22 protein-coding genes are annotated in these 20850 nt (G+C 43.9%); 11 read left to right on the top strand and 11 right to left on the bottom strand.

Going from position 1 to position 20850, the window contains the following annotated elements; genetic code table 11:
- Positions 1-28 precede the first annotated feature (28 nt).
- Positions 29-718, top strand: coding sequence for a cell division ATP-binding protein FtsE (gene ftsE / locus FLAVO9R_RS18080; protein ID WP_129740240.1), 690 nt, complete (start codon positions 29-31; stop codon positions 716-718).
- Positions 715-1695 (top strand): permease-like cell division protein FtsX, encoded by a 981-nt coding sequence (ftsX, locus tag FLAVO9R_RS18075; protein WP_159533579.1) that lies wholly within the window; start codon positions 715-717, stop codon positions 1693-1695. The genes ftsE and ftsX overlap by 4 nt, the downstream gene beginning before the upstream one ends.
- A gap of 15 nt (positions 1696-1710) precedes the next feature.
- On the opposite strand, the gene FLAVO9R_RS18070 is transcribed toward ftsX, so the two are convergent.
- Complete coding sequence (locus tag FLAVO9R_RS18070; protein ID WP_159533577.1) at positions 1711-2952, bottom strand: EAL and HDOD domain-containing protein; 1242 nt, start codon at positions 2950-2952, stop codon at positions 1711-1713.
- A gap of 141 nt (positions 2953-3093) precedes the next feature.
- Entirely contained in the window at positions 3094-4320 is a 1227-nt protein-coding gene (locus FLAVO9R_RS18065) for an EAL and HDOD domain-containing protein (protein WP_159533575.1), read from the bottom strand.
- 584 nt (positions 4321-4904) lie between these two features.
- Between FLAVO9R_RS18065 and rpoH the strand changes: the two genes are divergently transcribed.
- Positions 4905-5759 carry an RNA polymerase sigma factor RpoH gene (rpoH, locus tag FLAVO9R_RS18060; RefSeq protein WP_013786286.1) on the top strand — a complete coding sequence of 285 codons (855 nt, stop codon included), beginning with the start codon at positions 4905-4907 and terminating at the stop codon, positions 5757-5759.
- A gap of 121 nt (positions 5760-5880) precedes the next feature.
- On the opposite strand, the gene FLAVO9R_RS18055 is transcribed toward rpoH, so the two are convergent.
- The 3 genes from FLAVO9R_RS18055 to pip all read right to left on the bottom strand — a co-directional run bounded on the left by FLAVO9R_RS18055 (position 5881) and on the right by pip (position 8285).
- Positions 5881-6789: a bifunctional GNAT family N-acetyltransferase/hotdog fold thioesterase gene (locus FLAVO9R_RS18055; RefSeq protein WP_159533573.1), complete on the bottom strand. Its 909-nt coding sequence runs from the start codon at positions 6787-6789 to the stop codon at positions 5881-5883.
- Positions 6790-6873: 84 nt separating this feature from the next.
- Entirely contained in the window at positions 6874-7311 is a 438-nt protein-coding gene (gene dtd, locus FLAVO9R_RS18050; RefSeq protein WP_159533571.1) for a D-aminoacyl-tRNA deacylase, read from the bottom strand.
- Positions 7308-8285, bottom strand: a complete 978-nt coding sequence (gene pip, locus FLAVO9R_RS18045; protein ID WP_159533569.1) for a prolyl aminopeptidase — start codon at positions 8283-8285, stop codon at positions 7308-7310. Before pip ends, dtd begins: the two co-directional genes overlap by 4 nt.
- A gap of 98 nt (positions 8286-8383) precedes the next feature.
- On the opposite strand from pip, the gene FLAVO9R_RS18040 reads away from it, so the two are divergent.
- Together FLAVO9R_RS18040 and FLAVO9R_RS18035 are read left to right on the top strand one after the other, a co-directional pair.
- Positions 8384-8626: a hypothetical protein gene (locus tag FLAVO9R_RS18040; RefSeq protein ID WP_013786282.1), complete on the top strand. Its 243-nt coding sequence runs from the start codon at positions 8384-8386 to the stop codon at positions 8624-8626.
- On the top strand, positions 8623-9261 hold the full coding sequence (locus FLAVO9R_RS18035) for a DUF2959 domain-containing protein (RefSeq protein ID WP_159533567.1): 639 nt from the start codon (positions 8623-8625) through the stop codon (positions 9259-9261). Before FLAVO9R_RS18040 ends, FLAVO9R_RS18035 begins: the two co-directional genes overlap by 4 nt.
- A gap of 108 nt (positions 9262-9369) precedes the next feature.
- On the opposite strand, the gene FLAVO9R_RS18030 is transcribed toward FLAVO9R_RS18035, so the two are convergent.
- The gene (locus tag FLAVO9R_RS18030; protein WP_159533565.1) at positions 9370-10254 is read right to left on the bottom strand and encodes a virulence factor BrkB family protein; all 885 of its coding nucleotides are present in this window, start codon (positions 10252-10254) and stop codon (positions 9370-9372) included.
- Between the two features lie 159 nt (positions 10255-10413).
- On the bottom strand, positions 10414-11298 hold the full coding sequence (gene metF / locus FLAVO9R_RS18025; RefSeq protein WP_159533563.1) for a methylenetetrahydrofolate reductase: 885 nt from the start codon (positions 11296-11298) through the stop codon (positions 10414-10416).
- A gap of 150 nt (positions 11299-11448) precedes the next feature.
- On the opposite strand from metF, the gene metJ reads away from it, so the two are divergent.
- Complete coding sequence (metJ, locus tag FLAVO9R_RS18020) at positions 11449-11775, top strand: met regulon transcriptional regulator MetJ (RefSeq protein WP_013786278.1); 327 nt, start codon at positions 11449-11451, stop codon at positions 11773-11775.
- Positions 11776-11855: 80 nt separating this feature from the next.
- Here metJ and FLAVO9R_RS18015 read toward each other — a convergent pair whose 3' ends face one another.
- The gene (locus FLAVO9R_RS18015; RefSeq protein ID WP_159533561.1) at positions 11856-13097 is read right to left on the bottom strand and encodes a malic enzyme-like NAD(P)-binding protein; all 1242 of its coding nucleotides are present in this window, start codon (positions 13095-13097) and stop codon (positions 11856-11858) included.
- A gap of 359 nt (positions 13098-13456) precedes the next feature.
- Here FLAVO9R_RS18015 and FLAVO9R_RS18010 point away from each other — a divergent pair, with 359 nt between their 5' ends.
- A complete protein-coding gene (locus FLAVO9R_RS18010) occupies positions 13457-13771 on the top strand; it encodes a hypothetical protein (protein ID WP_159533559.1) in 315 nt (104 codons plus the stop codon).
- A gap of 176 nt (positions 13772-13947) precedes the next feature.
- Here FLAVO9R_RS18010 and rpmE read toward each other — a convergent pair whose 3' ends face one another.
- Positions 13948-14160: a 50S ribosomal protein L31 gene (gene rpmE / locus FLAVO9R_RS18005; protein WP_159533557.1), complete on the bottom strand. Its 213-nt coding sequence runs from the start codon at positions 14158-14160 to the stop codon at positions 13948-13950.
- A 311-nt stretch (positions 14161-14471) separates the two neighbouring features.
- On the opposite strand from rpmE, the gene priA reads away from it, so the two are divergent.
- The 4 genes from priA to hslU all read left to right on the top strand — a co-directional run bounded on the left by priA (position 14472) and on the right by hslU (position 19601).
- The gene (gene priA / locus FLAVO9R_RS18000; protein ID WP_159533555.1) at positions 14472-16676 is read left to right on the top strand and encodes a primosomal protein N'; all 2205 of its coding nucleotides are present in this window, start codon (positions 14472-14474) and stop codon (positions 16674-16676) included.
- A gap of 129 nt (positions 16677-16805) precedes the next feature.
- Positions 16806-17375, top strand: a complete 570-nt coding sequence (locus FLAVO9R_RS17995) for an SPOR domain-containing protein (protein ID WP_159533553.1) — start codon at positions 16806-16808, stop codon at positions 17373-17375.
- 293 nt (positions 17376-17668) lie between these two features.
- Positions 17669-18193, top strand: a complete 525-nt coding sequence (gene hslV / locus FLAVO9R_RS17990) for an ATP-dependent protease subunit HslV (protein WP_159533551.1) — start codon at positions 17669-17671, stop codon at positions 18191-18193.
- A 79-nt stretch (positions 18194-18272) separates the two neighbouring features.
- A complete protein-coding gene (gene hslU, locus FLAVO9R_RS17985; protein WP_159533549.1) occupies positions 18273-19601 on the top strand; it encodes an HslU--HslV peptidase ATPase subunit in 1329 nt (442 codons plus the stop codon).
- 53 nt (positions 19602-19654) lie between these two features.
- On the opposite strand, the gene FLAVO9R_RS17980 is transcribed toward hslU, so the two are convergent.
- Together FLAVO9R_RS17980 and FLAVO9R_RS17975 are read right to left on the bottom strand one after the other, a co-directional pair.
- Positions 19655-20572: an ATP-grasp domain-containing protein gene (locus FLAVO9R_RS17980; protein ID WP_159533547.1), complete on the bottom strand. Its 918-nt coding sequence runs from the start codon at positions 20570-20572 to the stop codon at positions 19655-19657.
- A gap of 53 nt (positions 20573-20625) precedes the next feature.
- Positions 20626-20838, bottom strand: coding sequence for a hypothetical protein (locus tag FLAVO9R_RS17975; protein ID WP_159533545.1), 213 nt, complete (start codon positions 20836-20838; stop codon positions 20626-20628).
- Positions 20839-20850 lie beyond the last annotated feature (12 nt).

The raw sequence follows: 20850 nt of genomic DNA, 5'->3' as shown, positions 1-20850 counted from the left end.
TACGGGAATAGGGTAGTAGGAAACATGCATGATAAAGTTTGAGCAAGTAAGCAAAACCTACCCCGGCGGACAACGTGCGCTGAGTAAGGTCGACTTTCACATCGCCCCTGGAGAAATGGCTTTTCTTACTGGCCATTCTGGCGCTGGGAAAAGTACGCTGCTTAAACTTATCAGTATTATGGAACGCCCAACCGTAGGTCGTGTACTGATTAATGGTCATGATCTAAATGCTATTACCCGAAGAGATATTGCCTACATTCGTCGCGATATCGGCATGATCTTCCAAAGCCATCAATTGTTGATGGACAAGTCAGTTTTCGACAATGTGGCGCTACCACTTGTGATAGAAGGTTACACCCATAAGGAAATTGGCAAGCGTGTCGATGCTGCATTAGAAATGGTAGGCCTGCGAGATAAAAGCCGTAACTTACCCATTATGTTATCGGGCGGCGAACAGCAGCGTGTTGGTATAGCCCGCGCCGTGGTAAACAAGCCACCATTACTTCTTGCTGATGAACCTACCGGAAACCTCGACCCGAAACTGTCTATGGAAATTATTCGCTTGTTTGAAGATTTCAACCAAGCCGGCGTGTCGGTGTTCATCGCTACTCATGATTTAGGGCTAATTGCTCGAATGAAATATCGCACACTGACGTTGAAAGATGGCCAAATGATTACCGACGGCTTAACCGATGATTTAAATGGGAATTGGCAATGAGTATTCTATTTAAAGGTAGGAGCCAAGGCGCGTCGTCTAGAAAAGTAGGGCTAGTACAATCTATTGTAATGTTCTTCGTAAGCCATGTCAGGCAAGCCCTTTCAAGCTTGGGCGAACTATGGCGTCAGCCTGCTGCATCACTAATGACCATAGGGGTGTTGGGGTTAAGTATTACCCTTCCCAGCACCCTTTATATCATGGTTAAAAATACCGAAAAAATTACCGCAGGGTGGGAGCAAGCATCAGAGATATCTTTGTTTTTGAAACCTGATATTTCAGCCGCCAGTTCACAGCAATTGGTCGCTAGGTTAAACACATGGGAAGAAATCGATTCTGTGGTGTTTATACCTGCTGATGATGCCTTAAAAGAGTTTCAGCATTTATCAGGGCTAGGCGACGCTATTGCGTATTTGCAAAGCAACCCACTGCCTGATGTTGTTTTAGTGACACCCATTGATAAACATGCCACGCCGAATGCGGCTAAAACACTGCTTGATAAGCTTAAGCAGCAGCGTGAGGTTGATATAGGTAAGTTAGATATAGAATGGCTGGAGCGCTTGTATGCCGTTATTGATATCGCAAGCGACCTTGTCACCTTTATTGGAATTTTGTTGTTCTTCGCTGTGGTGCTGATCATTGGCAACACTATTCGACTGAACATTCTTAATAAGCACGATGAAATAGTAGTAATGAAGCTAGTGGGTGCAACCGATGCCTTTATTCATCGGCCATTTTTATATACTGGTTTTTGGTATGGTTTGCTTGGCGGGCTGATGGCATGGTTTGCTGTCATTATCATTTTATGGTGGATGGATAGCAGTATTGAGACCTTTGCCGCCATGTATCAAAAAGATTTCAATATCACTGGCCTGACCGGTACAGCGCTATTAACGATGTTGGGGCTATCTATTGCATTAGGGTTGCTTGGGTCGCTTATTTCAGTGCAACGCCATGTAAGACAAATCGAACCAAAGTAAGCATTAGTTTACTGGCTAGCTTTGAACGGCAGCACGTGGGAAGTGCGCAGAAATGGCGCTTCTCACACCGTTACCCCAAACAATGGCTTGGTTATAAAGAATATGCAGCTGCTTTTGGTCAATATCTAATACTTTCGCCTGCTTAATCACATTCATCCAAAGCGCTCCTTCAAAAGCGCGTACTAGGCTCATGTAGCTATTGAATTCAGGCGTCTTTCCTAAAATAGCGTCATTTAGGTCTTCAGATAGCGGAAGTTGTTTAAGCACAGCTTCTATGGATTGATCTAATAGCGCATCGAGTAACGAAAATAACCCAACTAAAAAGCCGATAGGTGGGTTAGCTTTTAAGCCACGCTTTGCTGACAATAAGTCGAAAAATTTGGCCCTAACTAACGACATGTGAATAATCTCTAACGGCTTATCATCACCTAAATTAGTTAGGCTGAGCAGAGCGATAAACTTCTTCACCTCCACTTCACCCATATAATTAAGGGCATGTTTGAGCGAGGTTATCTTGTGGCGCTTGTTTATCATTGGGTTATTGATAAATTTAAGCAATACGTAGCTCAGCGCGGCATCACGCTCAACAATTTGGCTAACTCTATTAATATCAAATTTATCATTTGAACATTCGCCAATAAGGTCGACAATATTCATCTTTGACGCAGGTAATTGGCGCAGGATGCGGGCTTCCGGTTGGGCAAAGAAATACCCTTGGAAGAAATCAAAACCTAAATCCATGCTGGTCGCAAATTGGTCTTGGGTATCAACTTGTTCGGCCACTAGTTTAACGTTTGCATCAAGGTATCGTGGGATATTCTTCTCTATATTTTCGAAACGAATTTGCGAGACATCCACTTTTACAATATCAACAAGGGGCAGAATTTCATGCTTGGCACTTAGCATCATAGGGTCGTCAATAGCAATACGAAACCCAAGATGCTTAATGTGTTGGCACGCTTCTAACAACCCGATTTGAGCGAAAGGATTGTCAGCTAATTCAACCACAACTGACTCTGGGTTCAGTGTGGTAGGAAAGCGAGAAATAATGGTTTCAGATGAAAAGTTGATAAACGAGGTCTTTTCACCGCTAATGTCGTCTAGCCCTAAAGGATGAAAGTGCTCAGAAATATATTGCGCTTTTTCAGGAGAGTGTTCGGGGTACGCGCCAGCCTTGCCATCTCGAAACAAAAGTTCGTAAGCAAATACATCCTTTGTTTTATCCAAAATTGGTTGGCGAGCGATAAACGCGAACATACGAGTTCCCTACTGGCACGTTGAACAATCATCAACGAATATTATTGCAATTTACACCACCATAACATGCATTTACGGAAATCGCGTTAATTTGCGCATTACATTTCGTAACTTATATTAATGAATGGATATTCCTCAGTGTTATTTCTCTACCTGAGCTGAAACATGTACGTGATGAGCCCATTTCATCGCTTCATTATAGTAGCCGTGAAGCAGAGTCTGCTGAATTTTATATTTACCTGAAAATTTCTTGATGCCTGCCCAGTTTGCCCTTTCAAAGTACTTAGCCAGAGTAAGACAGTCTTTCAACACGCCAGGCTCACCACAAAGCGCATCTTTTACATTATCGCTAATGGGTACTTTGCTAACCAACTCGTCGATATGCTGTTCCATCATGGCATCAAGCATAGATAATAGACCGGTTAGAAAGCCGGTGAGCGGATTTTCTCTTTCTTTAAAAGAGATAAACACAAGCTCACAGAATTTTGCCCGCACAAGGGCCATCTGCATCAACTCTTGAGGTTGACCGTCATTAAGGTTGGCCAGAGCAAGCAGCGCGATAAATTTTTTAACTTCAACTTCACCCATAAAGTTAAGCGCATGCTTAAGGGATGTAATCTTATTTCGCTTATTAATAAGCGGGTTATTGATGAAGCGTAATAGCAAATAGGTAAGGGAAGGATCGCGCTCAATGATTCGATTTACTTCATCAAAATTTAGCTTGGATTGGCTACTTAATGTGAGTAGCTCCATCATGGTAAGCGCACTTGGACCTAATTTGCGATGACGTACTATTTCGGGTTTAGCTAGAAAGTAACCTTGAAAATAGTCGAAGCCCATTTCTTTGAACTTGTGAAACTCTTCGTAGGTTTCAATTTTTTCGGCCACAAGTTTGATGTTATGCGATTTGAAGCGTTTAACCAACGAAGGTATGGTTTCGTGAGCAATTTCCGTAATGTCGATTTTAACAATACTGGTGAACGGGACAAAGGCATCCCATTTATCCTTCATATCGTAATCATCAAGTGCAATGGGGTAGCCGAGCCCTCGAATGTGCTTGCATGCGGCAATAAGGGCATCATCTACATCAACGGTTTCAACAATCTCAATAACCACTTTGCTTGCATCTAACGAGGTAGGAAATCGGTACATTAAGGTATCGCGGTGGAAATTAATAAATGCTTTTTTATCACCTGTTATTTCTTCAATACCCAAGCTTAAATGGGTAGACGTTAGAATTTTAGAGGTCGCCTCATCGGGCGGAATATCTGGAAAGCAATTATCTTCCCCTACCCGAAAAAGTAATTCGTAAGCGTAAACGTTCCTGTTTACGTCGAATATGGGTTGTCTTGCTACGTATGCGAACATCGAGTGCCTCTTTGCTCTCGCCGCGTAAAAACGCGATTGAAGTCGTTAAAAAGAAAATGAAAATCTTATTATTGTTATTATGCCGAGCGATTCTAAAACATAAAATTTATATCTCATTGTAAGTAAAAAAGCGATGCTAGCAATCGAAACTTTGTAATAGTCTTCGTATCTGAGAGTGGGTAATATAGATTTGTTGATACAGGAAAAGAATACGACCGAATTTAAGGTTGATATAACTTTTTGAAAGATGAATGGCATGTTTTATATACATTTTGAATGTATAATGGTGGCGTATCGTGAATATCTGCTTCGATAAGCTGTTTCCTCTGGGGAAGCGCTTATTCTTCTGTGAAGCGTTCGGCGATATTTATTGAGCGTTGTAGCGTAATAATGAATTCGATATACAACGTATGAGTGATTTGGAAAGAGATAGACGCTAATTGAACTGTTTTTTGGGTTTGTGGTCTTGATCTTTAGAAGATGGGTACTACATACCAATAACTGGTTTAGTTTCTCATCGCAATTAAGTCTCGCGCGGCTGATGTTACTTTGCTAATATCGAGTTGCAACGAATGAGGTGAATAATGAGCAATAAATTGCAATCCCTAGCACTATCAGTTCCTCACAGCGGTAGCATTGAAGGCTACGTACAAGCTGTAAGTCGTATTGATATGCTAACTGCAGAAGAAGAGCGCGCATTAGCGGTGCGTCTTCGTGAAGATGAAGATTTAGAAGCAGCACGTAAGCTGGTTATGTCTCATCTACGCTTTGTTGTGCATATAGCAAAATCTTATTCAGGATATGGTTTGCCACAAGCCGACCTTATTCAAGAAGGTAATATTGGTTTGATGAAGGCGGTTAAGCGTTTCGACCCAACAGTGGGCGTTCGTTTGGTTTCTTTTGCCGTACATTGGATCAAAGCTGAAATTCATGAATTCGTACTTAAAAACTGGCGCATTGTTAAAGTTGCTACTACGAAAGCGCAACGTAAATTGTTCTTCAATTTACGTAAAGCGAAAAAACGTCTTGGTTGGTTTACCCACGAAGAGGTGCAAACGGTAGCTAGCGAGCTGGGTGTGAGTACGAAGGAAGTGCTTCAAATGGAAGCGCGAATGAGCAGTCAAGATCAAGCATTCGATCTTTCTGCTGACGAAGACGAAACGGGCAATTTTGCGCCGGTTCAATTTCTTGAAGATAAATCAACTGATGTTGAAATGGACGTTATCAATAACGATTGGGATACTAATGCGAGCAAGCGTTTGTATTCAGCCATTAAAACGTTAGATGACAGAAGCCAAGATATTATTGAGACTCGTTGGTTGGCTGACAGCAAAATTACACTTCAAGATCTTGCTGATAAGTACGAAGTATCTGCTGAACGTGTTCGTCAAATTGAAAAGAACGCGATGAAAAAACTTCAGGCTGCCATGGTGGCTTAAGTAAGAGCTGCTTAAAAAAGGCTGCCCTAGTTAAACTTAATTGAAAAAAGCGCCTATTGGCGCTTTTTTTGTACGTGTCAATTATGAAAGCAAGAAGCGGTTAATAATATACCTTTGCACGTTACGCCTCAGTTTGCTCTGGAAGCACCCAAAACACCCCTTCAAACTCTGCCACGGCATTATCGCCATCTAAGATATCTACGTTCAAAGCGAATCGCGCCTTTTCCCCTTTTTCCAAAGGCTTAAATTTGCCCGATAAGGTTTCTATATTACAGATTGCACGAGGCTTCATGGTAATAGGCTTATGATAGTGGATATCGCCGTCTCCCAATACAATATCACCGGTTAGCCCACGCTCTTTTAGCTGTAAGTAAATCATTCCCCAGCCAGTTAAGGTGGCTAACGAAAAAATACTGCCGGCAAACATAGTGCCGTGAACATTAATATTCTTATTAAGTGACGCGCGGGTTTCTAATGTCCTGCCTGTATATTGATATAATTTAATGCCCATATGTTCTGTAATGGGAATGGTATCAGTCCAGGTTTGCTGTAATGATTTACACCATTTAGGATGCAGCACTAAGGTGTTATTTTCAGTTAGCTTTTTCACCATTTGCTGGCGTCTTAGCATGCCTAATTCGTTAGGCGCTTCACGTTCAACAACGAAGCCGCAGGAACTGAAAAAGTCGATAGAAACTTCTCGGCTGTTTGTCACCGCACGTATAGCACCCAATTCTTTCGCCACGTTCTCTAAAGCATCCATTATCATCTGTCCAAGCCCTTTACGCAGATGGTCAGGGTGTACGGCGATATGACGAATTTGTGCTTCTTCAGCGGTATTTAAATGGACACGGCCACAGGCAACAATGTCGCCTTTACCATTCACTATGGTGCGGTGCTCTGCCACCTGTTCATATTCATCTTTCTCTGAACCAGGAGGAAAATTCCATGGCTGGCGAAGGTAAGCCCAGCGAAAATGAAAATAGGCTTCGAATTCAGTATCGCTTTTAGGAGTTACAACCTTATACACAATAGAGAGGCCTTGTATGAAAGAGTGAAAAAACTATTTAACCTTACGCATGAAAACTGCACAAGATTAATTCTGGTATGTTCATTATACCTGAAACTGGAAGGTAGCGGGTCCGTCATTCACTAAGGCCACTTTCATTTCAGCGCCGAATTGACCTGTTTCCACGGGAATGCCTTTCTGTTTAAGAGATTCCACAAATTGCAGATATATAGCATTACCATGTTCAGGTGTCGCGCCCCTAGAAAAGCCAGGACGATTTCCTTTTTGCGTGTCGGCCACAAGGGTAAATTGCGATACTACAAGAATTTCTCCCCCAATTTGCGCGACGTTTAAATTCATTTTTCCATCGCTGTCGGAAAAAATACGGTAGCGGCATAACTTATTAGCTAGTTTTTCTATTTCTTCAGGGCCGTCATCTTTCTCAACACCAAGCAGCACTAGCATACCTTGCGCAATTTCTCCGATGATTTCATTGTTCACTGACACGCTCGCTTCAGACACCCGTTGAACTAACCCAATCATTGCTTTTGCTCCTTTAAAAACTTTGCCATATCTTTGGTTGCGCGGCACAGCGCATAAGCAATGCCCGGCTCAGACGTGCTGTGGCCAGCATCAGGAATGATTTGAAGTTGGCTTCCTGACCACGACTTATGTAATGATTCTGCCGCTTCAGTTTTGCATATCATGTCGTATCGACCATGGATAATAGTGCCAGGAATATCGCGTATTTTTTCTATATTATCAAGTATGTAGCCTTCGTCTATGAAGCACTTGTTCGTTAAAAAATGGCATTCGAGAGTGGCTAAGCTGGTGACAAGGGATAGGGGGTATTGGCTGGTGGAATCGCCAGTGCCAGGAGGTAAGGATATCCGAGAAAGCCTCTCCTCCCACTGATACCAGCGCTTTAACGCTGCATGACGCTGTACTTCGTTATCGGCTTTCAATGTAGTGAGGTAGTGCGCACAAATAGTGGAAGTACTTAGTGGGGCGTCTACCCCTTTAACAAACTGGCGATAGTATTCTGGAAAAAGCTGAGCAGCGCCACCTTGCGGTGACAAGAACCAGTCTCTGTCTTGCTGGCGGGCTAAGAATACGCCACGAAGAATAAGGCCGCTGACATGAGCAGCATACCTAAAAGCATAAAGGAGCGCTAACGTTGAACCCCATGACCCCCCAAACACTAACCAACTCGGTACGTTGAGCTGGCGCCTTAGTATTTCAATATCTTCTACATTTAGCCATGTATCGTTGTCTTTTGTACTCGCTAACGGCGTTGAACGCCCACATCCTCTTTGTTCGAATCCAATAATACGGTATCGGTTACTGTCGAAGAAACATTTATAATTCGGCGGTAAACCAGCACCTGGACCACCATGAATAAATAGTACTGGAATACCCTCAGGGGTGCCGCTCTGCTCGTAATATAGAGAGTGCCCACATCCCACCTCGATAAATCCATTTTGATAGCAGGTAACATCTGGGTAAAGTCGTTTCATTTTATTTCCGCGCGTTGTGCGGGTGCCTGTTTTAGTTTAGTTTATTCTTATGAAATACTACATAATCATATTCTGATAACAATTGCGAGGAAGTTTATATGTCAGGGCAAGGATCTGGCGGCAATGTAATTGCTGCAATTTGTAACTTTTTTATCCCAGGGTTAGGGCATTTAGTACAAGGGCGAATACTTGGCGCGCTATTTTATTTTATTGTGGTGGGAGTGAGCTATGCGCTTGCCGCAACCGTAGTATTAGCAATTGTATTTTGGCCACTTGGCGTTATTTTGCACATTATTTGTATTATTAGCGCGGCCCGCTATCGAGGGAGAGAGATGTTATGAGGCTAATAGCAACCGCTATTATTGCTATGTTGGTATTAACTGGCTGCCAATCTGCGTATTACGCAGCGTGGGAGAAAGTAGGCGTTGAGAAACGGGATATCCTTGTTGACCGTGTTGAAAACGCAAAAGAGTCGCAAGAAGACGCTCAGGAAGAGTTTAGCTCTGCGCTGGAAGCTTTTAGTGCTGTGGTGGCATTTGAAGGTGGTGAGTTAGAAGATGTTTATAACAAGCTTAACAGCGAGTATGAAAACAGTCTTTCTGCTGCTAATGACGTAACTGATCGTATCGATAAAGTAGAAAGCGTGGCTGAAGCGTTATTTGATGAATGGGAAGACGAGCTTGATAAGTATCAAAATGCATCGTTAAAACGAGAAAGTACTGCGAAATTGCGTGATACTGAGCGCAGATACAGCGCACTCATTAAAACCATGCGTAAAGCAGAAAGTAGAATGGCCCCAGTATTAAGTGCGTTTCAAGACAACGTTTTATACTTAAAACATAACTTGAACGCTAGCGCGATTGGCGCGTTGCAAGGTGAACTTTCAACTATTCAAAATGATGTTGACCAACTTATCGAACAAATGAATTCAGCGATTGCTGAATCTGATGCGTTTATTGCCGCTATGTCTAACTAATGAGTGTCTAATTAAAGCGTGTCCGACTACAGAGTGACAGGCTCGCTATTACCGATAACACGCCAGTACCCTACTAAAAAGGCGTTGTATTTCCTACAACGCCTTTTCTTATTCCTCTGGTATTTGCCTTGGCTCGTCTTCCGCTTTTCGGTTTTCAAACGCTTGGCCTAAGCTACACGTAAACTCGGCGCCTAATAGCACCAATATCCATGAAATATAGACCCACAAAAACAAGATAGGCACCACGGCTAGCGCTCCGTAGATCAACTCATAGGAAGGGAAGTTGGTAATATATAGGGCAAAGCCAGACTTCGTTAACTCGAACGCGACAGTGGCCAATATGGCTCCTGAAATAGCGTGGCGGGCAAAAACGCGTCGGTTGGGTACTATCATGTATAAAATAAAGAAAGCCAGCATGGCTGCGAAGCTAGGTACAAGAGTAAGTAAAAATGTGCCTAACCCTGGCGTATACTCTTCCGCAAAAGCAGCAAGGCCTGCTAAATAAGAACTGATAATAACGCTAGAGCCAATCAGCATGGGGCCTAAGGTAATTACCATCCAATAAATGGCAAACGTATAAATGATAGGTCGATCGCTTTGCGTACGCCAAATCCGGTTGAGGGTTTTATCAACGTTGGATATCAACATTAGTGCCACTACCAGTAGCGATAGAATACCAATTGCGCCCATTTCAGAAGCATTGCCAACAAAGTCAGACATATACTCATGAACCGTATCGCTAGCGGTAGGCACAAAGTTATTAAAGATAAAGTATTCTAATTTACCTCGCACAGAAGCAAACGCAGGAAACGCTGACATGATGGTGAAAGTCACCATGATAAAAGGAACGAGAGAAAGTAGCGTAACGTAGGCTAAGTGGCCTGCGGAAATGGTAATATTGTCTTCACGGCAACGCTTGATGAAGATAGTGAAAAGATCGACAACTTGTGGTGCGAGCTTATGATAGATGGCTTTTACCCGATCCCAATTCACACTTTACTCCTAGTTATAACTCGCCTTGGTCATTAGCTACTCACCTTGGCATTTAAGCAGCGCAGGAAGGTGACAACGAGGCAAACGAGTCGTTCAAATACCCAATAATAGGTAAATGGTATACTGGTCTGCCCTATAGGAGCAAAGGTTTAATCGAAATTAACCTGCTCGAACACCTAGCATGTGGCAAATAGCGTAGCTTAATTCACTTCGGTTAAGGGTGTAAAAGTGAAAATGCTTCACGCCTTCTTTGGCGAGTACCTTAACCTGATCCATTGCGATGTTAGCACCAATGAGGTTCCGAGTAGCTTGATCGTCATCGTCAAGGCCATCGAACATTTTGTGCAAAAAACCAGGTACGTGCACATTGGTGAAACCAGCGAATTTTACCAAGGTTTGGTAGTTAGTTACTGGCAGTATGCCAGGTACTAAGTCTAGGTCGATACCCGCTGCTGCCGCACGGTCACGAAAACGCAAGAATACACTGGTGTCGAAGAAAAACTGTGAAATTGCTTCGCTCGCACCGGCTTCTGCTTTGCGCTTAAGGTTCAGTAAGTCGAATTGGGCATTAGGGGCTTCAGGGTGCTTTTCAGGGTAGGCGGCCACTGATATATCGAAATCAGCCACGTCTTTTAGTAGTGCTACCAAATCAGAGGCATACATTTCGGTATCTTTCACGCCAGGCGGTAAATCACCGCGCAAGGCAACAATACGACGAATGCCAGAATCCCAGTAGTCTTTTGCAATCTGCTTAAGTTCGTCTCGGCTAGCATCAACACATGTAAGGTGAGGCACGGCTGCAACACCAGTTTGTTGTTGGATACGTTTTACCACGTCATGGGTGCGATCACGCTCACCACTGTTTGCACCATAGGTAACCGACATGTAACTCGGCTTTAATGGTGCTAAACGTTCAACTGACTTCCACAAGGTTTGTTCCATTTTCTCTGATTTTGGCGGAAAAAACTCAAATGACACATCAATGTCACGCAGTTCCGAAAGGGACTGATTGAGTGCATCAACACCTTGTGCGTAAGAAACCATGGTAAATTACTCTTTTATAGACGTTTAGACGTCTAAATTAAAGAATTTACGTCTAGACGTCAAGAGGTTTACACTGCTCAATTGACCTTTTCGTCAACTTGTTTAGAATTTCTCTTCATAACATAAATAAGATCAGACAGAGTTAGCATTATGGCAGAGTGGAACGGTAAGTATATACACCCCTACGCAGAGCACGGTAAAAAGAGTGAACAGGTTAAGAAAGTTACCGTTTCTATTCCTATTAACGTGCTAAAAGCATTAACCGATGAGCGTACCCGTCGGCAGATAAACAATTTACGTCATGCGACGAATTCAGAATTATTATGTGAAGCATTTCTTCATGCATTCACAGGTCAGCCTCTACCGGATGACGAAGATTTGCGAAAAGACAACCCTAACCGTGTACCAGCTGAAGCTAGACGTATAATGGAAGACATGGGTATAGACGTTTCTATCGAGAACGAACAAGAAGATTAAAAAAAACGGCAATGAAAATTGCCGTTTTTTATAATATTTGAATACTAAGCTGCGCGCTAAATTCTACTTCTATATTGCCTTTACTCTGTGCGGCTAGGTACTTCTGGAAGCCTTGCAACGCCAGATTCAATCGCCGCTTTCGACACGGCAGTAGCAATGCGTTCACAAAGGCGGGAGTCCATTGGCTTAGGGATAATGTATTCTTTGCCGAAGGTCAGGCTTTTACTATTGCTAGCCGCTAACACAGATTCAGGTACGGGCTCTTTGGTAATAGCGCGAAGTGCTTCTACCGCTGCCACTTTCATCTCGTCATTAATGGCCGTTGCGCGAACATCTAATGCGCCACGGAAAATGAACGGAAAGCACAGAACATTGTTTACCTGGTTGGGGTAATCAGAACGCCCTGTTGCCATAATTAAGTCACTTCGAACCTCATGTGCTAGTTCAGGTTTAATTTCAGGGTCGGGGTTAGAGCAGGCAAAAACAATCGGATTAGGCCCCATTAAAGCTAGGGTTTCTGGGGGTAATACATCAGGTCCAGATACACCAACAAAAATATCCGCGCCTTCCATCACATCTTCTAGCGTACGTTTATCAGTATTATTGGCAAACATGCGTTTGTGTTCAGTAAGGTCTTCACGGCGGGTATGAATAACCCCTTTTCTGTCTAGCATGTAAATGCGCTCTCGTTGTGCGCCACACTTAATTAGCAATTCCATACATGCTACTGCTGCTGCGCCAGCACCCATACAAACTATTTTCGCGCTCTCGATATTCTTGCCTTGAATTTCAATAGCGTTCAACATGCCTGCAGCCGTAACAATAGCAGTACCATGTTGATCATCATGGAATACAGGAATATTGCAGCGCTTAATGAGTTCTTGCTCTATTTCAAAGCACTCTGGGGCTTTAATATCTTCAAGATTGATACCCCCAAAGGTGTCCGCAATGTTCGCAACAGTATTAATAAACTCTTCTGTTGTACGATGTTTTACTTCAATGTCGATAGCATCAAGCCCTGCAAAGCGCTTAAACAGCAGTGCCTTACCTTCCATAACTGGTTTAGAAGCTAACGGCCCTAAATTACCCAAACCTAAGATAGCGGTACCATTACTGATCACCGCTACCATGTTGCCTTTTGCGGTATATTTATAAGCATTATCAGGATCTTCAGCAATTTCTCGTACCGGTTCAGCTACCCCTGGACTGTAAGCCAGAGCAAGATCATCCACACTATCTGCTGGTTTCGATAGCTCCACGCTAATTTTACCTGGCGTGGGTTTGGCATGATAATCTAGCGCACGTTGTCTGAAATCTGACATTAGTAAACATATCCTTCGATGTAGGGGTTAGGCAATCTTCGTTACCGTAGGGGCAATCTGCGTTACCGCAGTAGAATGACTTCGACTTTATCACAGGGTCATTTAAGTACATATCTGATCTGCCCTTAATACCTTTCAATCTAGGACAGTCTTGCTTGTATGACCAGTGACATCGTCGAATATTTGCCATTCACCACATTAATGACACTTTTGAATTTAATACATTATTTCTATTTTATAGACATATGTATAGTGGGTATCGAATAGGTCTTTGCAAAAAGGCACTAAGTCGACGGTTCAAGACGCTGGTGAGCGGAATAGGTATAATAATAAACATGAAGAAGAAGGCGTAACTTACCATGTCTGAAAAGAAACTGATTGAAGCGTTAACTGCGGTGTGTGAGTGGGCAAAATCTGAGTCGGTTGGCTTTGAATGGCTTACGCATGAGGGTCACTGGCGCAGGCCAGAAATTATTGCGGTGTTTAAAACCGAAAAGCAAAAAAGCGAAGCACTTTCAACAAACTGGAACCAAGCATTCGAACATAAACTTGATAATGTATGCCCCGAATTGAAGGTGCACATCAAAGGAGTTCGCTACGACAGCGAGCAAGCATGCACTTTGCAAAGTAACGGCAACTGGGAACGACATCTAAAACGCCGGGATTTTCATTAACAGAGCTTTTCAATAATAGAGCATTGCATTAGCCGAGCATTCCACTTCGCTGCTCTATACTGGGCGAGCACGGTATTGGTTGAATACAGAATGAAGTGCAGATGTAAATCGCGGACACAAAAAAAGCGCCGATAGGCGCTTTTTTTAAAGAAACATAGTGTTTCTGAGTACTGAGCTTATTTAGCGCCCAAAGCACCGAAACGTTTCTTGAAGCGGTCAACACGACCACCGGTATCAACGTTACGTTGCTTACCAGTGTAGAATGGGTGACATGCTGAACATACGTCTAGGTTAATATCTTTACCTAGAGTAGAACGGATTTTCATTACGTTGCCGCAAGAACATGTTGCTGTCATTTCAGCGTATTCTGGGTGGATACCATTTTTCATTTTGGATTACCTTCAATATGAGGCCGTATCGCTATTTGGCCCGAAGCCAAACACCATACGCAACTTTAAATTCAATGACCGACCGCAGAAATTGCAGTCAGCCGCAAAAGAGCGGCGCATAATAAAGGAAGCAACTAAAGTGATCAAGCACTTTTTGTATGCGAAGTAAACAGGGGCAGCGTTAATTAAGCCCACTGGCGAAAATAAATTCCCTTCCCTTATTTGACATTATGTTTAAATGCCAGATCATTAGCGATTCTGAATTTACGTTTACTCACTTTAGGTTCATCAATTTTGGGGTATCAATTTTAATGGTATTCATTCAGGTGGCTGTACCTGTGCCACTTCGCCAGCTATTTACCTATTCTCATACCGATACGCTACAACCGGGTGTGCGGGTAAAAGTGCCTTTCGGGCCACGTCAACTGGTAGGCATTGTGGTTGAATCCGGTGTAGACATAGATGATACCAGTAAGATAAAAGCCATTATTGAGGTGGTAGATAGCGCACCTGTTATCGACGAATCGCTAAGAAAAATGGCGCATTGGTTATGGCAGTATTATCACCATGCGCCAGGGGAAGTGATACATGCCATGCTTCCTGTGCCTCTTCGTAAAGGTGAGACAGCCACGCCATCACCCGCACAATATATTCAAGTCACGCCAGAAGGTGCTGATACCGATATTAAGAGTTTAAGCCGAGCTCCGAAGCAGATGAGCTGCTTAGAAGCGGTTCAAACCACATCACTTATTGCTAGCGAAGCGCGTAAGACCTTTTCACCCGCAGTAGTGAAAGCGTTATTAGATAAAGCACTTATTGAGCTCGTAGAAATTACGCCTGAACTCACTGCACAAGCGTGGTTAGATACCTTCGAAATTGGTGAAAAACCCGTGCCTGATAAAGAGCAAGGGGTAGCGATAGCGGCATTAAACCAGCAACATGGCACCTTTGCGATCAGCTTGCTTGAAGGGGTGACAGGTAGCGGTAAAACCGAAGTGTATCTGCAATCTATTGAACCTTTGCTTAAAGCCGGTAAACAAGTGCTTATATTAGTGCCTGAAATTGGTTTAACGCCGCAAACCGTTTCGCGCTTCGAAAAGCGCTTCAATATTCCTGTAGGCGTATTGCACTCTCAATTGACGGACGCAGCGCGATTATCGGTATGGCAGCGGGCAAGGGCAGGCGAACTAGGTATTATTATAGGTACTCGCTCAGCGATTTTTACGCCCCTTAAAAAACCCGGCATGATCATTGTAGACGAAGAGCATGATGAATCGTTTAAACAACAAGACGGGCTTAGGTATCACGCGCGCGATTTAGCGGCCATGCGAGCCAAAGAGCACAGTATTCCTTTGTTGCTCGGCAGTGCTACCCCAGCGCTTGAAACGCTTAATAACGCGTTAAACGGCCGCTTTGCGCATTTGCAACTAACACGGCGCGCAGCAGGGGCGCAGAGTACCAAGCAGTATTTACTAGATGCAAGAGACCAACCTATTCATTACGGCATTTCAGAAGGCTTGCTGACAATTATGCGTCAGCATGTAAATGCAGGGAACCAGATTTTGGTTTTTGTGAATAGACGAGGTTATGCCCCCGCGCTTTTATGTCATCACTGTGGTACTACGGCAATGTGTAAGCGTTGCGACAGACCCTATACCGTGCATAAAGGGCAAAACAGACTGCAATGCCACCACTGTGGCGCTACCCGTTCAATGCCCAAAGAGTGTGAAGCTTGTCACAGTCATGAAATGGTAACGGCGGGAACGGGCACCGAGCAGGTAGAAGAAGGCTTAATGAAGCTCTTCCCCGATGCCAAACACGTGCGCATAGACAGTGATACGGTAAGAGGAAAAGACAAGCTACATCAAACCCTCGATGCGATTAACCGCCAAGAACACCAAATACTGGTAGGTACCCAAATTCTATCGAAAGGGCATCATTTTCCTCACGTTACATTGGTGGTGGTGTTAGATTGCGATGGGGCGCTATTTAGTGCTGACTTTCGAGCTCCTGAAAAGCTAGCGCAGCTCGTTACGCAGCTTGCAGGGCGAGCAGGGCGTGCAAGCAAACCCGGAGAAATGTGGCTGCAAACCCACAATCCTCACCACCCTTTATTACAAGATTTAGTGAACAACGGCTATGCCCACTTTGCTCGTCATGCATTGATGGAGCGAAAAGCATCTGCATTGCCTCCTTATATTAGTCAATTTGTGATTCGGGCTGAGGCAACCGAGAGCTCATCGGCCTATGCATTCCTGCAACAGGCTAGGGGTGTACTTTCAAACTCAAATACTGCAAATGCAAATTCTAAGGGCTTAGTTCCGCAGATGAGTGGGCCATTTCCCTGTTTAATTGAAAAACGACAAGGGCGTTTTCGCTTTATGCTGGTGTGCAGTCATGAAAAAAGAGCGCCGTTACATAACGCATTGCGGCTAGCTCTGCCGTATTTACAAGGGCTACCGCAGGCGGCAAAAGTACGTTGGTCGGTAGATATCGACCCCACCGATTTCAGTTAGCGCACAGGTTGGGAATACGGTAAAATCTCAACACTAATGTATACAAGTGTTTCAGGGTTGTGCACTATGTCCTCGTCTGGTGGCACCACCTGTTTAAAATAACGATAAGTAGTAGGAAAACTGCCGAATATGGCTCAACGCGATTATGTATCTCGTGGTAAAGCACCACAAAAAAAGAAGCCGGAAAACAAAAAGCGCGGTAAATCACAGGTGAAGAGTGGCGCCACTGCCTCATTCCCTATTGTTCGCCTTGTCATTGTGGTGATATTGCTTATAGGCTTTGCGGTTTTCTTATGGTCTATTAAAGATAACGCCAGTTCTGAGGTAGATACCGAAGTTGTACGCCCTGTTGCGCCTACCCAAGAAGCGTTGCCTGAATTGCCTAAAGAAGAGTGGGAATATATTCGTACTCTGCCGGGGTATGAAGTGGAAGTAGATGTTGCTGAGCAGGAAAAGTCGGACAAACGTTATCTTATGCAATGCGCGTCGTTCAGAACCCGCGCTCAAGCTGAAGAAATGAAAGCGAAAATTGCCTTTCAAGGTTTAGAAGCACTTATTCGCCAGAGTTCTGGCAGCAACGGCGAATGGTTCAGGGTTATTTTAGGGCCATTCGAATCGAAACGAGATGCCGAGAAAGCCAAGCACAGCCTTCGTAAAGTGAATATTGCGACCTGCCAAATTTGGTACTGGAATTTATAAGCGTAAACGTTTTTCATTCACTCATCTATTGATTGGGCATTCACCGCATGATGTGGTGGATGCCTTATAATCATCTCATAATAGCCACCACATACTACTTTGCAGCGCTTAACGCTTTAATACGTACCCGTTTACTATATGTCTTCACTGCTTTTTCTTTTAACAGCCCCTTTTAGCTGCCCGTTTTAACTGCTCCCCTTGAAAACCAAAACCCTTCCCCCATTTCATAACAAAGTCTTTTTTCAGTTATCGCCCGAGTCTGCGATAGCGCCCACCTTAAATGGGGATTAAACGTGACAACGATTGTATCTGTAAGACGTGGAAATCAAGTTGTGATGGCTGGCGATGGTCAGGTGTCACTCGGCAATACCGTAATGAAAGGTAATGCACGTAAAGTGCGCCGCTTGTACCACGATAAAGTATTAGCTGGGTTTGCAGGCGGCACTGCCGATGCCTTCACCTTGTTTGAACGCTTTGAAGCAAAACTTGAAGCTCACCAAGGCCACTTGACCAAGGCGGCGGTTGAACTTGCCAAAGATTGGCGAACCGATCGCATGCTGCGCAAATTAGAAGCGCTATTGGCCGTAGCCGATGAAACCGCGTCATTCATCATTACCGGTAACGGCGATGTCGTACAGCCAGAAAATGACTTAATTGCTATTGGTTCAGGCGGCAACTATGCCCAAGCTTCTGCTACTGCGTTGCTAGAAAACACCGAACTTACCGCGAAAGAAATTGCGGAGAAAAGTTTGACCATAGCTGGTGATATCTGCGTATTCACTAACCATAGTCAAACGGTAGACGTACTCGATTACTAAGTGGCTGTTTAATTAACAATTAACAGCCACTTGTGCCTGCTATTAATGCAGTGGCACCAAAACAGATAAGGGTTTATGCATGTCTGAAATGACACCTAGAGAAATTGTTCATGAGCTAGATCGACACATTATTGGTCAGCAAGATGCTAAACGTGCGGTATCAATTGCACTTCGAAACCGCTGGCGCCGTATGCAGCTTGAGCCTGATTTGCGCCAAGAAGTGACGCCTAAAAATATTCTTATGATTGGGCCAACCGGTGTGGGTAAAACTGAAATTGCCCGCCGTTTAGCAAAATTAGCGAATGCACCTTTCATAAAGGTTGAAGCGACAAAGTTCACCGAAGTCGGTTATGTGGGTAAAGAAGTAGAAACCATTATTCGCGACCTTGCTGACATTGCCGTGAAGATGACCAAAGAAACGGAAATGAAAAAGGTGAAATTCCGCGCTGAAGAAGCGGCGGAAGAACGTATTCTTGATGTGCTTATTCCACCCCCTGAAGATGCATGGGGCAAGAAAGAAGACGTTGAAGATAGAGGCACTCGCCAAGCGTTCCGTAAAAAGCTTCGTCAAGGCGACTTAGACGACAAAGAAATTGAAATTGATGTGGCACTTCCACAAGTAGGCGTTGAAATTATGGCACCTCCTGGGATGGAAGAAATGACCAATCAGCTTCAAGGCATGTTTCAAAACTTGTCGGGTTCGCAAAAGAAAAAGAAGAAGCTAAAAATTAAAGATGCAATGAAAATGCTGGTGGAAGAAGAAGCCGCACGTTTGGTGAATCAGGAAGACTTAAAAGAAAAAGCGATTGAGTCGGTTGAGCAACACGGCATTGTGTTTGTTGATGAAATTGACAAAATTTGTAAGCGTGAAGGCAATACGTCAGGCGATGTATCGCGTGAAGGTGTGCAGCGTGACTTACTACCCTTGGTAGAAGGGTCAACGGTATCGACCAAGCACGGCATGGTGAAAACAGACCATATTTTGTTTATCGCCTCTGGTGCGTTCCAAATGAGCAAGCCGTCAGATCTTATTCCTGAGCTTCAAGGTCGTTTGCCTATTCGCGTTGAATTATCAGCCTTAGAAGTAGGTGACTTCAAACGTATTCTTACCGAGCCCAATGCGTCGCTTACCGAGCAATACAAAGCCCTTATGCTGACCGAGGGCGTAAATATCGATTTCGTAGAATCGGGAATTCAGCGTATTGCTGAAGCTGCATGGCGTGTGAACGAACGCACTGAGAACATTGGTGCGCGCCGTTTGCACACGGTACTTGAACGTTTAATGGAAGATATTTCGTTTGATGCGTCTGAAAAAAGCGGTGAGTCTTTCGTGATTGACGAAGACTACGTAAACAGCCACTTAGAGTCGCTTGTAGAAAACGAAGACCTATCGCGCTTCATTCTATAAAGCCCTAAGGCTAGTAACACAAAAGAGCGCATTTATTTAAATGCGCTCTTTTTTTATGTGGTTAATAATTTCACTAAACGGCCGGTAATATCAACACCAGTCTCGTTTTCAACAAACAAGAAGAACGGGCAAGGGTTGGCTTCTAAGAAATAATATTCACCCTTGGTGTTTTTACGCCAATCGATAGCGCACCAATGCATGCCTAAGCCGGTACATATCTTTCGTGATAAATCCTGCATTGGTTTAGGAAGAGGGGTTAGCAAAGGACGTGCGTTTATATCTTCTCTGAAATCGAGATTGTGAGAGTCTATTTGTACACTGACTACTTCATCGCCAAGTACGTAACTTCGAATATTCGTCCCTTCAACAAATGCCTGAAAGGTGACAGGGCGCTCTTTTAACAAAGCCTGCACTAAGCCGCGAGTATCGTCCCCCTGTTGCACAAATTTCGCTGTTTCGCCGCCTTTAACGGGTTTATAGACCACCTCGCCTATGTTCGCACAAAACTGTAAAGCTACATCACAAGCGTTACCTATGTAGGTATATGGCACCTTAGCGCCTAGCTTTTTTGCCATCCGCAGTTGAATTGGTTTGCAGTGATGGGCGCGGATGGCGTCAATACCATTAACCCACTTAGTTTCACTGAATAAAAACCAGCATAACAAGGTGCTGGCATATTCCTGATCTAACCATTGTGAAGACACACTATCAGAGGCTTTCACAGAGGGGGGAATATATTGATGCCAATAGGCAGATGTGATGTCTGATAGAGGAATTCGAAACAGTCCGTTGCGGATAGGCTGGTTAAAATGTAACAGGCCATCATTAAAATCTGGGTCGTAGCTGAGTTGCCAGTGCTCACCAAAGTAGTTGGTATTAATAATATAGGGGTCGTTTTTATCGGCAATTAAGGCTTCAGCCACATGTACAATTTGCGGGTCGGCCTCGCTCCCTATTAATGCAATCTGCATTGAAATATCCTTTTTAAATGGTAAAAGGAGGACTGCTTAACCTCCTTAATCTGCTATGACAATAAATCGGGTAATTGTCCGCCGTCCTCACCAATGGCTAAGGTGATATAGACAGGTGGTTTAACAAAGCGAATGGGGTCTTTGTCTGCGCCTGCAGATACCCCAGACTTCCCGCCCGTCACTTGCAGCAACTCTTGGGTCTCAAGGTGAAGGCCAGAGCCGTTCTGTGTATTTTCTTGTGTATAGCTATGCGTGTTATGTTGCATTTTTCGCTCCTT

Source organism: Alteromonas sp. 38, from assembly GCF_902506055.1.
Classification (GTDB): Bacteria; Pseudomonadota; Gammaproteobacteria; order Enterobacterales; family Alteromonadaceae; genus Alteromonas; species Alteromonas lipotrueae.
The sequence above is the reverse complement of the archived record's forward strand: the minus strand, read 5'-3'. Positions and strand labels throughout refer to the sequence as shown.